This is a genomic window from Streptomyces albipurpureus, from assembly GCF_023701525.1.
Taxonomy (GTDB): Bacteria; Actinomycetota; Actinomycetes; order Streptomycetales; family Streptomycetaceae; genus Streptomyces; species Streptomyces albipurpureus.
Genome location: NZ_JAMQAW010000025.1, coordinates 258,145 through 271,656, shown reverse-complemented (window position 1 = coordinate 271,656; position 13,512 = coordinate 258,145). Strand labels below are relative to the sequence as shown.

The 13,512-nt window shown below is 69.5% G+C and carries 15 protein-coding genes; 10 read left to right on the top strand and 5 right to left on the bottom strand.

Going from position 1 to position 13,512, the window contains the following annotated elements:
• The first annotated feature begins 103 nt into the window (after positions 1 to 103).
• From NBG84_RS20710 to NBG84_RS20665, 10 genes are all read left to right on the top strand, one after another.
• Positions 104 to 463, top strand: coding sequence for a VOC family protein (locus tag NBG84_RS20710; protein ID WP_250921023.1), 360 nt, complete (start codon positions 104 to 106; stop codon positions 461 to 463).
• 144 nt (positions 464 to 607) lie between these two features.
• Positions 608 to 1,402: a carbon-nitrogen hydrolase family protein gene (locus NBG84_RS20705; RefSeq protein WP_250921022.1), complete on the top strand. Its 795-nt coding sequence runs from the start codon at positions 608 to 610 to the stop codon at positions 1,400 to 1,402.
• 155 nt (positions 1,403 to 1,557) lie between these two features.
• The gene (locus NBG84_RS20700) at positions 1,558 to 2,373 is read left to right on the top strand and encodes an endonuclease/exonuclease/phosphatase family protein (RefSeq protein ID WP_250921021.1); all 816 of its coding nucleotides are present in this window, start codon (positions 1,558 to 1,560) and stop codon (positions 2,371 to 2,373) included.
• A 138-nt stretch (positions 2,374 to 2,511) separates the two neighbouring features.
• Complete coding sequence (locus NBG84_RS20695; protein WP_250921020.1) at positions 2,512 to 3,150, top strand: DUF6629 family protein; 639 nt, start codon at positions 2,512 to 2,514, stop codon at positions 3,148 to 3,150.
• A 159-nt stretch (positions 3,151 to 3,309) separates the two neighbouring features.
• On the top strand, positions 3,310 to 3,480 hold the full coding sequence (locus NBG84_RS20690) for a hypothetical protein (RefSeq protein WP_250921019.1): 171 nt from the start codon (positions 3,310 to 3,312) through the stop codon (positions 3,478 to 3,480).
• Between the two features lie 55 nt (positions 3,481 to 3,535).
• Positions 3,536 to 3,796 (top strand): WhiB family transcriptional regulator, encoded by a 261-nt coding sequence (locus NBG84_RS20685; protein ID WP_250921102.1) that lies wholly within the window; start codon positions 3,536 to 3,538, stop codon positions 3,794 to 3,796.
• A 62-nt stretch (positions 3,797 to 3,858) separates the two neighbouring features.
• The gene (locus tag NBG84_RS20680; RefSeq protein WP_250921018.1) at positions 3,859 to 4,167 is read left to right on the top strand and encodes a hypothetical protein; all 309 of its coding nucleotides are present in this window, start codon (positions 3,859 to 3,861) and stop codon (positions 4,165 to 4,167) included.
• A 98-nt stretch (positions 4,168 to 4,265) separates the two neighbouring features.
• Complete coding sequence (locus NBG84_RS20675; protein ID WP_250921017.1) at positions 4,266 to 4,652, top strand: hypothetical protein; 387 nt, start codon at positions 4,266 to 4,268, stop codon at positions 4,650 to 4,652.
• Positions 4,653 to 4,715: 63 nt separating this feature from the next.
• Positions 4,716 to 6,110, top strand: coding sequence for an NADP-dependent succinic semialdehyde dehydrogenase (locus NBG84_RS20670; protein WP_250921016.1), 1,395 nt, complete (start codon positions 4,716 to 4,718; stop codon positions 6,108 to 6,110).
• A gap of 167 nt (positions 6,111 to 6,277) precedes the next feature.
• A complete protein-coding gene (locus NBG84_RS20665) occupies positions 6,278 to 8,668 on the top strand; it encodes a phosphoketolase family protein (RefSeq protein WP_250921015.1) in 2,391 nt (796 codons plus the stop codon).
• Between the two features lie 111 nt (positions 8,669 to 8,779).
• Here NBG84_RS20665 and NBG84_RS20660 read toward each other — a convergent pair whose 3' ends face one another.
• The 5 genes from NBG84_RS20660 to NBG84_RS20640 form a co-directional block, all read right to left on the bottom strand.
• Entirely contained in the window at positions 8,780 to 10,126 is a 1,347-nt protein-coding gene (locus NBG84_RS20660; RefSeq protein ID WP_250921014.1) for a globin domain-containing protein, read from the bottom strand.
• A 211-nt stretch (positions 10,127 to 10,337) separates the two neighbouring features.
• Positions 10,338 to 11,120, bottom strand: coding sequence for a glucosamine-6-phosphate deaminase (gene nagB / locus NBG84_RS20655; RefSeq protein WP_250921013.1), 783 nt, complete (start codon positions 11,118 to 11,120; stop codon positions 10,338 to 10,340).
• A gap of 223 nt (positions 11,121 to 11,343) precedes the next feature.
• Positions 11,344 to 11,874 (bottom strand): SRPBCC family protein, encoded by a 531-nt coding sequence (locus tag NBG84_RS20650; RefSeq protein ID WP_250921012.1) that lies wholly within the window; start codon positions 11,872 to 11,874, stop codon positions 11,344 to 11,346.
• Positions 11,875 to 12,035: 161 nt separating this feature from the next.
• Positions 12,036 to 12,665 (bottom strand): class F sortase, encoded by a 630-nt coding sequence (locus NBG84_RS20645; protein WP_250921011.1) that lies wholly within the window; start codon positions 12,663 to 12,665, stop codon positions 12,036 to 12,038.
• Between the two features lie 19 nt (positions 12,666 to 12,684).
• Complete coding sequence (locus tag NBG84_RS20640) at positions 12,685 to 13,449, bottom strand: hypothetical protein (RefSeq protein ID WP_250921010.1); 765 nt, start codon at positions 13,447 to 13,449, stop codon at positions 12,685 to 12,687.
• Positions 13,450 to 13,512: the final 63 nt, after the last annotated feature.

Sequence of the window (13,512 nt, the reverse complement as noted above, 5' to 3'; positions counted from 1 at the left end):
CTTGACCAGGTCGGTAGCGGAAGATTGGGGTCCGCCGGGTGCGACCCCGGGGTGTCAGCCGTACGGTGAGGGGACTGCCATCTGATGGAAGGCGGCCCCCGCTGTGACTGGTGAGATTTCCTTCTTCGAACTGGGCGTGGCCGATGCGGAGCGGGCCCGCGCCTTCTACGGCGAGTTGTTCGGCTGGACCTTTCGGCCCGGACCAGGTGGTGAGGGCGGGTACGCGATCGAGACGCCGACCGTTCCCGGTGGGGTGCACAGCGGGGATTCCGCCGCGGCTCCCTATCTGTTCTTCCGGGTCTCCGACATGAGCGCCGCACGGGAGCGGGTCATGGCACTCGGCGGAACGGTCGATGACTTCGACCTGGGTGAGGACGAGGCGACGGTTGCTCGTTTTGGCCGGTTCACCTTCTGCCATGACGATCAGGGCTCGCCCTTCGGACTGCATGAGCCTCCGTCCTGAGAGCGGTTCCGCGGCAGCCCGGCTGGGCTCGGTTCCCGGCCCATCGCGGCGATACCACGTCCCTGTGACGGTGACAGTGGGTGCGGGGAGTACGGTGCACTGCGCCGATGGCACCCGGTCCGCCTCCTCACTCCAAGGACGTCCATGCGTATCGCCCTGAGCCAGATCACCACCGGCCCCGACCCCGAGCACAATCTCCTCGTCGTACGGGAGCAGGCGCAGCGTGCGGCCGAATCCGGTGCACAGCTCATCGCCTTCCCCGAGGCCACGATGGCGTGCTTCGGCACCCGACTCGCCCCGTTGGCCCAGCCGCTGGACGGCCCATGGGCGGACCAGGTGCGAGGGATCGCCCAAGAGACCGGACTGGTCGTGGTCGCCGGGATGTTCACCCCCGCGCCGGACGGCAGAGTGGCCAACACACTGCTGGCCACCGGCCCCGGTGTGGAAGCCTCCTATGACAAGATCCACCTCTTTGACGCCTTCGGTTTCACCGAGTCGGCCACTGTCGCCGCCGGATCGAAAGTGGTCACCATCGAGGTTGACGACGTCACCGTGGGCCTTGCCACCTGTTACGACGTCCGGTTTCCCGAACTGTTCCGGGCCCATGCCGATGCCGGGGCCGCCCTCAGCCTGCTGCCGGCGTCCTGGGGAGCCGGTCCTGGCAAGCGCGACCAGTGGGAGTTGCTCATCCGGGCCCGAGCGCTGGACGCCACCCTCTGGGTCGCCGCCGTGGACCAGGCCGACCCGGTCGCCTCGGGACGGGAGACGCCCGCGAAGACTCCCGCGGGGATCGGGTACAGCGCGGTGATCGGGCCGGATGGGACGGTACGGGAGCGGCTGGAATCGGCGCCGGGGCTGCTGGTGGCCGATCTTGACCTCGCCGAGGTGACCACCGTGCGCAAGGCGGTGCCCGTGCTGGCCAATCGCCGGCTGGTCTAGCAGCCGGGGACGGTGCCCCGTTCCGCCACTGAAGAGGACCGGCCACGGTGGTACCCCCCAGCGCCCGGAGGACGCGCCAGGGAAGTCGCGCAACTGCGGCTACTCACCGGCCCGGCTCGGCCAGGATGGGCGCACCGAGGGAGGGCGGGGCGCTGATGCGTGTGGTGACCTGGAACGTGTGGTGGCGGTTTGGGCCTTGGCGGCAGCGGCGGGAGGCGATCCTCGCCGTCCTCGCCGAACTGAGGCCGGATGTGGTGGGCCTCCAGGAGGTCTGGGCGGATGGTGACGACAACCTCGCCGGCTGGCTTGCCGACCGCCTCGGAATGCGTTGGACCTGGGCCGCGTCCGACACCCCGGACCGCTGGCGCGGACAGGCCGGTGAGACCACGGCCGAGGTCGGTAACGCGGTTCTCAGCCGCTGGCCCATCGTCGATCGGGCGGTACTGCGGCTACCCGCCGAGGGCGGCCGGGACGATGGGCGGCTGGTACTGCACACCCTGCTCGACGGGCCCGAGCATCGGCTCCCCTTCTTCACCACCCATCTGAACCCGGGCCTCGGCGAGTCGGCGACCCGCTGCGGGCAGGTCGCCGCCCTCGCCCGGTTCGTCGCCGCCCAGCGGGGGGAGGGCCCCCTCCCGCCCGTGGTCACGGGTGATCACAACGCCTGGCCCGACTCCGATGAGATGCGACTCCTCGGCGGCTACCGCACGGCCCCGGTCGTCCCCGGGCAGGTACTCGTGGACACCTGGGAGTTCGCCGACCCCTCAGCCCCCGCGGCCACCTGGCTTGCGTCAAACCCGTACGTCCCGCGCTCCTTCGCACTCGATCTGCGCTGCGACTACATCCATCTTGGACAGGGGCCTGGCACGGTCCGCTCGGTGCGGCGCGCGGGTGACGGCCCCGTCGGCGGGGTGTGGCCGTCGGACCACACCGCGGTCGTGGCGGATCTGGATTTCGACGCGCCGGCGTGAGGTCCGGCGAGGGTGCGGCCCGCGCGTGGTCAGATGGGGCGGCGGCCGATGTCAGGGTCGGCCGGACCAGGCGCGGGAAGCGCCCGCTCGGGATGCGGCCGTCTTCGTTCCGTCCACTACGGCCCTGGGGTGTGCGCCATGTGCTGGAGCGCCACGGCGGATCTTGTCGCCGGTGCCGCCGTGGGTGCGACCGGGGTGTACTGCGTCAGCCAGGTGCACACGGTCCGTCAGTTGCCACTCGCCGCGCTACCGCTCCTGCTGGGCGCGCATCAGATCGTGGAGTCCCTCATCTGGCGCCACGGCGGCGGCACGGGATGGGCGACCCTCATCTGGGCGGTGATCGCCCTACCGCTGTTGGCTTGGTGGGTGCCGCTCGGGGTACTTCTCGTGGCGCCGGCCGCAGCCCGAAAACGCCTCACCATCCCCCTCGCGGCGGGACTTCTCACCACGGCCGTGCTGACGTACTGCCTGGCCACCCGGACGGTCGTGGCGGAAATCCGGGGGCACCAGGTCGGTTATCTGCTGGACCTTCCCCAACCACAGCTGATCATCGCCGGGTATCTGCTGGCGACGGTGGGCGCGCTGTTGCTCAGCGGCGATCCGACCCTACGAGTGCTGGGAGCCTTGACCGGGGTGGGCGCGGCGGTGTGCGCAGTGCTCTGGCGCACCGAGTTCGTCTCCACCTGGTGTGCGCTCGCGGCAGTGGTCTCGATGATCCTCGTCGTGTGGGTGCGCGGACAAGGACCGCACTCGCCCGATCAGCCCTCAACCGCCTGAAGGCTCTCCAGGGCCGGTGGTGCCGTGCCGTGATCGGCGGCGGTTCTCCGCATCGGTGGCTGATTCGGGGATTTCGGCGTTCTTCGTTACTCCTGGGGCAGACGGGTACCCGAGGCGTCGGTGAGTGCCGGCGATCGACTCAAGCCCCCAGGAGGACCGATGACAACCGGCAGGGTTCATCCCTTGCATCTGTCGATGGAACGAGCGACGCCGCGGCGGGAGCGGATACGCACCTGGGTCCCAGCCCTCGCCGAGCGGCAGCCGGACGACCCGCGGAGAAGCGCCCCCGACCCCGGGCGCGAGGGCAACGTCGTCCGAGGCGAGGACTGATCGCATGCGTCAGCCACCGCGCTTTCGAGCGGCTGTGCCAGAAGGCGTCCAGACCATGGAATGGCAGCGCGACGCCGCGTGCGTGAGCGAGGACCCAGAGCTCTTCTTCCCGATCAGCGCGGTGGGACCCGACGCCGAGCAGGTGGACCGCGCGCGGCAGGTGTGTGAGCGCTGCCCGGTGGCGGACGCTTGCTACGACTGGGCGAAGAGCACCGGCCAGCGCAGCGGCGTCTGGGGCGGGGTGAACGCCACCCAGCGCCGCTCCGTCAGCTACGACGGACCCTACGGCCCTCCCCAGCGCGCCGCAGTGCACTGAATCCGCCGTCCGACCCGCCCGCGACAACCGCGGGACAGCCTCGCCGATGTGGAGTCATCACCATGGCCGACACCCGCCAGCAAGACCGGGACCAGGACCAAGACCAGGACCGGGACCAGGAACAGGAACAGCACCCCGATCAGCCGGTGCCGAGGGATCTGCCCGATCAGCAGGTACAGGAAGGCGGCGACTATCTCGACGTCCCTCCGCCGCCGTCGTCCGACGAGTCCGCCGATGAACCCGATGAATCCGCAGACGACCCCGGTGACCAGCGGCTTCCCGAAGCGGACGAGGCCGGCGCCGGCCGTGGCGAGCCACGCAGCGGGTCCGTCCACCCCGAACAGCCCGTGCCGGATGAGCCCACCGGCTGATCACCCGCACCACGGGCGTACGCGCTTTCCGACTCGCACCCCGCCCCAGGTCGGGTGAGCCTGGAAGTGACACCCCTCAGGGAGAGTGAGGCACCACGGTGAACAGCGCCGAACAGTCCGGCTCACCGGTCGCGGTGACGATCAGCGACTGCGCCAAGGAAGACGCCGACACGGTCTTTCGCGTACTGGCCGAGTCCTACGCGTCCGATCGCGCGGCCGATGAACTCGCGGAGCATGTCTCCGAGGGCCATACGACCGTCTGGACCGGGACCTTTGAGGTCACCGGAGCACCGAGGGCCCCCGCTGGGCCCCTCACCCTGGGCTCCCCGGTGGTAGCTGAGTTGCAGGGCGGCTACTGGGCGGTCGACCGGATGCGGGAGACCCTGGCCACCGCGTTCCAGGTCAAGGACGAGGGCATGGCGGCCGGCGACCAGGAGAAGGACGTCCAGTTGCGGCTGGAGAGCCACGCACCGGCACATCGCTGAGCGACCCAGGCCCCAGCCCCCCGTGGCCGCACCCGGACCGGCCGCACGAGCAGGAGACAGCCCATGCCCATCGCGACCGTCAACCCCGCCACCGGTGAGACGCTCAAGACCTTCGAGGCCCATGGCCCCGATGAGATCGAAAGGCGCATCGCCCTCGCCAGGGCGGCCGTCGATGAGCAGCGAACCCTCGACTTCGACACCCGCGCCCGGCTGCTCAACCGTGCTGCCGCGCTGCTGGATGAGGACCAGGAACACATCGCCCGCACGATGACCGTCGAGATGGGCAAACCGATCGCGGCGGCCCGCGCGGAAGCGGCCAAGTGCGCCAAGGCGATGCGCTGGTACGCCCACCACGCGCCCCGACTGCTCGCCGATGAGCATCCCTCACCCGATGACATCAAGGACGCGGGCGCCGCCCGGGCGATCGTGCGCTACCGCCCACTCGGCGTGGTGCTGGCCGTCATGCCCTGGAACTTTCCGCTCTGGCAGGTCGTGCGCTTTGCCGCCCCCGCGCTGATGGCGGGCAACACCGGGCTGCTCAAGCACGCGTCGAACGTTCCCCAGACGGCGCTGTACCTCCATGACCTCTTTCGGCGCGCGGGCTGGCCGGAAGGCAGCTTCTCGACCCTGCTCGTGGGTTCGGGCGCGGTGGAGGGTGTGCTGCGCGACCGTCGGATCGCGGCAGCCACCCTGACCGGCAGCGAACCCGCCGGGCGCTCGGTCGCCGCGATCGCGGGCGATGAGGTGAAGAAGACCGTCCTTGAACTCGGCGGCAGCGACCCCTATCTGGTGATGTCATCGGCCGATGTCGACCGCGCGGCCGACACAGCCGTCAAGGCCCGGGTTCAGAACAACGGTCAGTCCTGTATCGCCGCCAAGCGGTTTATCGTCCACACCGCCGTCCACGACGCCTTCCTGGAGCGATTCACCGCGGGGATGCGGAAGCTCAACGTCGGCGATCCGCTGGATGAGTCCGTACAGGTGGGGCCGCTCGCCATGGAACAGGGGCGCGCGGATCTGGAAGAACTGGTCGAGGACGCCCTGGCACACGGCGCCGTCGCGCGGTGCGGTGGCAGGCGACCCCCGGGGATGGACCGCGGCTGGTTCTACGAACCCACGGTGCTCACCGGAGTGGACGCCACCATGCGTATCCACCAGGAGGAGACATTCGGGCCGGTGGCCACGGTCTACCGGGTCGCCGACCTCGACGAGGCGGTGGCCCTCGCCAACAACACCCCGTTCGGACTCAGCTCCAACGCCTGGACGCGGGACGAGGAGGAGATGGCCCGGCTCGCCCAGGACATCGAGGCGGGCGGTGTCTTCTTCAACGGGATGACAGCCTCCCATCCCGCGCTTCCCTTCGGCGGCGTCAAACGGTCCGGCTACGGCAGGGAGCTCTCCAGCCACGGCATCCGGGAGTTCTGCAACATCACCACCCTCTGGTACGGCGAGGACTAGCCGGGCCGATCACAGCTCCCCCGCCTGCTCATCCCCCCAGGGCCTGATCAGCGCTCCCCGCGCTGACCGTGCGCCATCGGACCGTGGCGGAGCGGTGCCCGTGCCGGTGCGGCAGCGGTTTGGGACACCCCAGGCGAAGACCCGGTCCGGAGAGAGAAGGCGACACCATGACCGATGCCCCCACCGTCACCGGCCTCCCCGACCGGCTCGGTGAAACCGAACTCGCCGCCCTCGACGCCCACTGGCGCGCCGCGAACTACCTCTCCGTGGGGCAGATCTACCTCCAGGCCAATCCGCTGCTGCAAGAGCCGCTGCGCCCCGAGCACATCAAACCCCGGCTGCTGGGCCACTGGGGCACCTCGCCCGGGCTGAACCTCGTCTACACCCACCTCAATCGGCTCATCGCCACCCGCGGTGTGGAAACCCTCTGCGTCTGGGGGCCAGGACACGGCGGACCCGCGGTGCTCGCGGGCTCCTGGCTGGAGGGCAGCTACACGGAGACCTACCCCGATGTGACCCGAGACCGTGCGGGGATGGAGCGGCTGTTCCGGCAGTTCTCCTTCCCCGGTGGGGTACCGAGCCATGTGGCGCCGGAGACACCCGGGTCGATCCACGAAGGGGGTGAGCTGGGCTACTCGCTCGCCCACGCCTTCGGCGCGGCCTTCGACCACCCCCATCTGCTCGTCGCCTGCGTCATCGGCGACGGGGAGGCCGAGACCGGACCGCTCGCCGCCTCCTGGCACTCCAACAAGTTCCTCGACCCGGTGCACGACGGAGCCGTACTGCCCATCCTCCATCTCAACGGCTACAAGATCGCAAACCCAGCGGTGCTCGCCCGGCTCCCCGAGCCGGAACTCGACGACCTGCTGCGCGGCTACGGCTATGAGCCGATCCAGGTGACCGGCGACGAGCCCGCCGCCGTACACCGTGCGCTGGCCATGGCCTTCGACACCGCACTGGACCGGATCGAGTCCATCCAGCGCGCGGCGCGCCGCGACGGCGCCCGGGAACGACCGCGCTGGCCCATGGTGGTACTGCGCACCCCCAAGGGCTGGACCGGCCCTCGCACGGTGGACGGCCTCCCGGTCGAGGGGACATGGCGCTCCCACCAGGTGCCGCTCGCGGAGGTCCGTGACAACCCGGAGCATCTCCAGGAGTTGGAGGCCTGGCTGCGCTCCTACCGCCCCGAAGAACTCTTCGACGGGTCGGGACAGCCCGTCCCCCAGGTGCTGTCCTGTGTGCCGAGCGGCAGCCGACGCCTCGGCGCGGTGCCGTACGCCAACGGCGGGGTACTGCTCCGTGAGCTACCGCTACCCGCCCTTGAGGAGTTCGCCGTCGAAGTTTCCCGTCGCGGTGGCAGTGTCCATGAGCCGACTCGGGTTCTGGGTGATCTGCTGGCCGCGGTGATGGAAGCGACCGCGCCACGGAGGGACTTCAGGGTCGTCGGCCCGGACGAGACCGCCTCCAACCGCCTCGATGCCCTCTATGAGGTCACCGGCAAGGCATGGCAGGAGCGCACCCTCGCCACCGACGAGCACCTGTCCCGTGAGGGCAGGGTGATGGAAGTCCTCTCGGAGCACCTCTGCCAGGGCTGGCTCGAAGGCTATGTGCTGACCGGTCGACACGGTCTCTTCTCCTGCTACGAAGCCTTCGCCCACATCGTCGACTCGATGGTCAACCAGCACATCAAGTGGCTGCGTACCTCGCGCAGACTGCCCTGGCGGCGCCCCGTCGCCTCGCTGAACTACCTGCTGACCTCACATGTCTGGCGCCAGGACCACAACGGCTTCTCCCACCAGGACCCCGGCTTCGTCGACCATGTCCTCAACAAGAGCCCCGAGGTCGTGCGGGTCTACCTCCCACCGGACGCCAACACCCTGCTCTCCGTGGCCGATCATGTGCTGCGCAGCCGTGACTACGTCAATGTGATCGTCGCGGGGAAGCAGCCCTGCTTCGACTGGCTCACGCTCGATGAGGCACGCGCGCACTGCGCCAGGGGCGCGGGTGCCTGGGCTTGGGCGAGTACGGAGCAGCCGGACCGCGAGCCCGATGTGGTGCTCGCCTGCGCCGGGGACGTCCCCACCCAGGAGATCCTCGCGGCGGCGCAACTCCTGCGTGAGCACGCACCCGAACTCTCCGTACGGGTGGTCAACGTGGTCGACATGGCCAGACTGCTGCCCAACGGTGAGCACCCCCACGGGATGACGGACGCCGAGTACGACACGCTGTTCACCCGGGACAAGCCGGTGATCTTCGCCTACCACGGCTATCCCTGGCTGATCCACCGGCTCGCCTACCGCCGCCACGGCCATGCCAACCTCCATGTCCGCGGCTACAAGGAGGAAGGCACCACGACGACCCCCTTCGACATGGTCGTCCGCAATGACCTGGACCGGTATCGCCTGGTGATGGACGTGGTGGACCGGGTCCCCGGTCTCGGGGCGCGTGCCGTGGTGTTGCGGCAGGCGATGGCGGACGTCCGCTCCCGCCATCGGGCCTGGATCCGGCAGCATGGGATCGACCTTCCCGAGGTCGCCGACTGGACCTGGAGCGGCTGAGCCCGGGCGAAGTCTCAGGGGTGGGATCCAGGGCGGTTCCACCATCGCCTTCCGCGGTGCGGGGTGGTCGCCGCGGGTCCGGCCCGGCAGCACCGCAGCGATCGGGGAAGATCATCCCGAGCGGGTGCGCAGATGGCCCGGTCCCGGCTGGACCGCACCGGCCCCGTGGGCCGCTGGATCGGCCGGGGAGAGGGCAGCGCCCGTCTTCGGTGAGACGCGCGCGCCATCGAGTGGACCGGTGCGGGCCTGTGGGTCGATCCACTTCACCGGTACGGGATCGAGGAAGGCCTCGGCGTGGGAGACATGCTCTCGCGGCTGGATCGACAGCGGCTGCGGATCACGGATCAGAGACCCTTCGGGCAGTCCGCACTCGAACAGCAGCTGGGCGGTCTCCTCGACGAACATCACCGGACCACAGAGGTAGACGCTCTCGTCGGGCCAGTCCCTGCGGGCCCTGAGATGGGTGTGCAGCCGTTCCGCCGCCCGCATCTCGCCCTCGCCGCGCTCCTGGTACCACCAGTAGGCGCTGAGACAGGGGTGATCACGAAGGAGGTCGTCCAGTGCCGCACCGTCATAGAAGTGCGCCTCGCCGCGAGCCACGGCGTCGATCCGCACCCGGGGGGCGGGCCTGCGGTCGAGTAACTCGTGGAGGACGGATTTCACCGGGCCCCAGCCCGTCCCGGCGGCGATGAGGGTGACGGTCGGGGTGCCCGGCGGCGGGGCGAGAGCGGCACCCGATGCGGCACCCAGCCGAAGCACCTGGCCGGGCACCGTGTGATCGCAGAGCAGCGTACTGAGGAGACCACCCTTGACGCGGCCCACGTGGAATTCGAGCAACTGGTGGTGGGCGGTCGATCCGGAGATCACGGACAGTGAGTAGGGCCGCCAGACGCCCGGCAGCTCCCGATGCTGAACCGTGGCGTACTGACCAGGCAGCCAGGGGTAGGGAGAGCGAACCTCCGCGCGGATGATGGCCGTGTGGTTTCCGTGGAGCCGATGGGAGACAACGGTGGCCTCCCAGCAGGGCGGCTCATTCTCGGCCTCGGAACGGTGCGCGCCGCTCATCATGGCGTCCGCCGTGACCGCGTACATCCGTCGCCAGGCCAGCTCGGTCCGCTCGTCCCAGCTGGCGGGGCTGTGCTGGCGGATCGCCGCGATCAGGCTCTCACCCACCGCCGCGTAGTCCGCGTCGACGACCCCGAACTTGCGGTGGTCCCTGCCGAGACGCTCCAGGTGAATGCCCAGGCCCGGGTGGTCGAGATGGCCCACCACCTGGACCAGCGCGGCGAACAGCCGCTCGTACTGATCGCCCATCGCGGTCGGAAACAGCGACCTGAGATGGGGGTGGTGGTGGAACAGATGGGCGTAGAACAGCTTGACCACATGGGCGGCCCGTCGTCTGACGCGCTCCAGGCTCGCAGCGACCAGTTGGATGTCATGGGCCCTGCCATCGTGCATAAAGATCCCCCGGGGCTGCACTGAGGCACGTCAGTTGAACGTGCGACTAGTGCTGAGCGACCGCACCGTATCAACTCGGCGGTCGAAAAAGAGCCGTTGTGAGCGGATTCTGTTCTGGCCGGAGCGAAATTGATGCAATGGCTGACACAAGATGTGTCGGGCGAGACAAAAAGGAAACGGCCGGCCCGAAGGCCGGCCGTGCGAGTCGCTCTTAGATGCCCTGCCACTCAGGCTTGGCGGCGAAGGTTGCGCGGAAGTAGTCGGCGAGCTTGAGCTGGGAGGCGGCGGCCTCGTCTACCACCACGGTGGCGTGCGGGTGGAGCTGGAGCGCCGACGCCGGCACCAGAGCGGAGAGCGGGCCCTCGACGGCCAGCGCGACCGCATCGGCCTTCGCCTCGCCGGTGGCGAGGAGAACGAGGTGGCGCGCCTCCAGGATCGTGCCGATTCCCTGGGTGATGACGTGGTGCGGCACATCGTCGATGCTGTCGAAGAACCGTGCGTTGTCCTTGCGGGTCTGCTGGGTGAGCGTCTTGATGCGCGTCCGGGAGGCGAGCGAGGAGCACGGCTCATTGAAGCCGATATGTCCGTCGGTGCCGATGCCGAGCAGCTGTAGATCGACCCCGCCCGCCGCGACCAGCGCCTGGTCGTACTCCTCGCAGGCGGCCGCTATGTCGTCCGCGGTGCCGTCGGGGCCGATGAAGGAGGATTCGGAGAGCCCCAGCGGCTCGACGACCTCACGCAGCACCACCGAGCGATAGGACTCCGGATGCCCGGACGGTAGGCCCACATACTCGTCCAGCTGGCATATCCGGGCCTGTGACGCGTCTACCGCGGCGGCGCGCACCTTGGCGGCGAAGGCTTCGTAGATCGGCAGAGGCGTCGAGCCGGTCGCCACGCCCAGCAGGGCGTCAGGCTTGCGGCGCAGCAGGTTGGCCATGGCCTCGGCGATGAGCTCGCCGCCGGCGGCGGAATCCGGAACGATGACAACTTCCACGAAGATCCCTGTCTCTGTGTGCGTCTCATACGCGCAATGGTGTAGACCAATCTACCGGTTCTCTGGTGTTCCTGTCGCGTATCGGGACGTGTGGGTACCACCACGCCGACTTCGCCTTCCTGCGACCCCGGGGCAGCGGGCTGATCCGGATCGGAGGGCAGGGCACGTTTCGGCCAGCTGGCGGCTGGCGGGCCCGGGGAGGCTGGTCCCGGGCCCGTCGGTACTAGTGGTGAGTGTCGGTGCCACCTTGTTCGGCCAGCGAGTCGAAGTACGCCTTCTGCGCTGGGTAGTAGGAGCCGAAGGACGGGAGCGCGGCACCCTGCCGCGCCGCGACGAACCTGTCCAGGTAGAACTCCCAACCAGGACCGATCTCACCGATGCCCGCCTCACCCGGATTCCCCGTCAGCCGGTGGACCAACTCCACCGTGGTGTGGCCGTCGGCCTCGGACAGCCGCAGCTCCAGCGGCCAGCCACCCGCGTCATCCCTGATCACGACGGCCAGTCTGCGCGGCGGCTCGCACGCCTCGATCCGCAGCTGGGACCAGGGGGCTCCTTCCTCGGACGTCATCCGCACCTCGACAGTGCGGCCGGGGCCCGCCTCACCGCGCCAGGGGCCGACCCACCGCGCGGTCAACTCCGGCTCGGTGAGCGCCGCCCAGATCGAGGCCTGGGAACCGGGGAGCGTACGGGTGAAGGCGAGGGCGCTGCCCTCTTCGGTGGACAGTAGGCGGCCGGTTGGATCGGGAGATGCCATGGGTCTCCTCCATGGGGGGAGTGCCGTCGCCCGTCGAAGGCGCCCGCCACTCGAAAGGGCTGGTCGCCATCACGGTAGTGGCCGATACTGACAAGCGCCGTGGAGACGCTCGCGACCTGCGGTGGCGACGCTGCCGATGCGTCGGCCCGCTGTCCGATGGATCAGCGCACATCGACGAGTCGGGCGAACACCACCACGTTCTCCTCGTACCCATCGCGCTCGCTGTACCGCCCACCGCAGGTGATCAGCCGCAGTTCGGCCCGAGGCCCGTCCGCGTAGACGCGCTCGGCGGGAAAGTCCCGCTGCCGATGGGTCTCCGTTCCATAGGTTTCGAAGACGGCGGTCCGGCCGTCCTTTCGCAGGATCTCCACCCGGCTGCCGGGTGCCAGCGCTCCGAGCAGGTAGAAGACCGCGGGGCCGGCCGTGTTGTCGAGATGACCGACGACCACGGAAGTCCCCCGTTCGCCGGGGGCGACGGCCCCCGTGTACCACCCGGCCAGATCGGGACGGGACAGCGGTGGCGTGATGATCGAGCCATGCTGATCCAGACCGACCCGGGCCAGCGGAGCGTCCACCCGGATCGAGGGCAACGAGATGCGCAGTGGCGGCGAGTGGGGGAGCGGTCCCGCTGCGGATGGCTTGGACACCACACGTTGGTGGGCGGCAGCGGGCTGTGGCGGGCCACCGTTCGGGCCGGGCCCCGGGGAGACTCCGGTGCGCAGGAGGAAGAGGCCGAGGAGCAGTACACAGAGGAGGGTGCACCACCTACCGCGCTGGGACGCCGTCCACATGGTCGATCCCTACCGTCGCTCAGACGCCGTTCCCGGTGCGACGCAGCAGCACCAGCCCGCCGCCGACCGCACCCGCCACAAGGAGTGAGCCAACGGCGATCTGGGCCGGACTCAGCCCCGCCAGACTGCCGCCCGCACCCGCCCTCACACCGCTCCCCGGCTTGCTGGGCGGCGTCGGGGTGCGAGTGCCGTCAGTGCCGATATCGGAGTGTCCTCCCGTACCGGTGTGGGAGCCGCTGTCGGTACCGGGGCTCGGGCGTCCGGCACCGGTACCGGTACCGATGGCGAGGGTGGCGGTGCCACGCTCACCCTCGCAGTCAAAGACCACGTCATACTCCGCGCCCGGTTCGGCGTCCGCGAACACCTTCGCCGTGGCGGGCAGCCCCTCGCTCAACGTCACATCGTCGAACACGCCCGAGCTGGCCGTGACGATCGGGGACTCGCACGCGCTGGCATGGAGCGTCACCGTCCCTCCCGGCGCGATGTTCTCGGGCGTGACGGTGAATCCGAATGAGGTGACACCGGCTGAGTCGTTCGAGACGTCATCGTTCGAGACGTCATCGTTCGAGACGTCATCGTTCGAGACGTCATCGTTCGAGACGGCATCTGAGACGGCATCTGAGACGGCGTCCGAGACCGACACGGATTCCGGGTTCGACGGGCTCCCCGTACTTGTTCCGGCATCCGGCCCCGGCACCGATGCGGCGAGTGCGGAGGGAGCCGCGATGCTCAGCGCGGCGGCGCAGATGAGGGCGAGGGACGTGACCCGTATGGTGGCGGACATGGTCAAATCTCCAGGAGTAGGAAACGCACCATAGCGAGACCGACGCTAGGAGCGCGGTCGCCA

Coding starts and splice junctions, on each gene's coding strand:
- NBG84_RS20705 (WP_250921022.1), top strand. CDS start 608: ATGCGTATCGCCCTGAGCCAGATCACCACCGGCCCCGACCCCGAGCAC.
- NBG84_RS20700 (WP_250921021.1), top strand. CDS start 1,558: ATGCGTGTGGTGACCTGGAACGTGTGGTGGCGGTTTGGGCCTTGGCGG.
- NBG84_RS20695 (WP_250921020.1), top strand. CDS start 2,512: ATGTGCTGGAGCGCCACGGCGGATCTTGTCGCCGGTGCCGCCGTGGGT.
- NBG84_RS20690 (WP_250921019.1), top strand. CDS start 3,310: ATGACAACCGGCAGGGTTCATCCCTTGCATCTGTCGATGGAACGAGCG.
- NBG84_RS20685 (WP_250921102.1), top strand. CDS start 3,536: ATGGAATGGCAGCGCGACGCCGCGTGCGTGAGCGAGGACCCAGAGCTC.
- NBG84_RS20680 (WP_250921018.1), top strand. CDS start 3,859: ATGGCCGACACCCGCCAGCAAGACCGGGACCAGGACCAAGACCAGGAC.
- NBG84_RS20670 (WP_250921016.1), top strand. CDS start 4,716: ATGCCCATCGCGACCGTCAACCCCGCCACCGGTGAGACGCTCAAGACC.
- NBG84_RS20665 (WP_250921015.1), top strand. CDS start 6,278: ATGACCGATGCCCCCACCGTCACCGGCCTCCCCGACCGGCTCGGTGAA.
- NBG84_RS20660 (WP_250921014.1), bottom strand. CDS start 10,126: ATGCACGATGGCAGGGCCCATGACATCCAACTGGTCGCTGCGAGCCTG.
- NBG84_RS20650 (WP_250921012.1), bottom strand. CDS start 11,874: ATGGCATCTCCCGATCCAACCGGCCGCCTACTGTCCACCGAAGAGGGC.
- NBG84_RS20645 (WP_250921011.1), bottom strand. CDS start 12,665: ATGTGGACGGCGTCCCAGCGCGGTAGGTGGTGCACCCTCCTCTGTGTA.
- NBG84_RS20640 (WP_250921010.1), bottom strand. CDS start 13,449: ATGTCCGCCACCATACGGGTCACGTCCCTCGCCCTCATCTGCGCCGCC.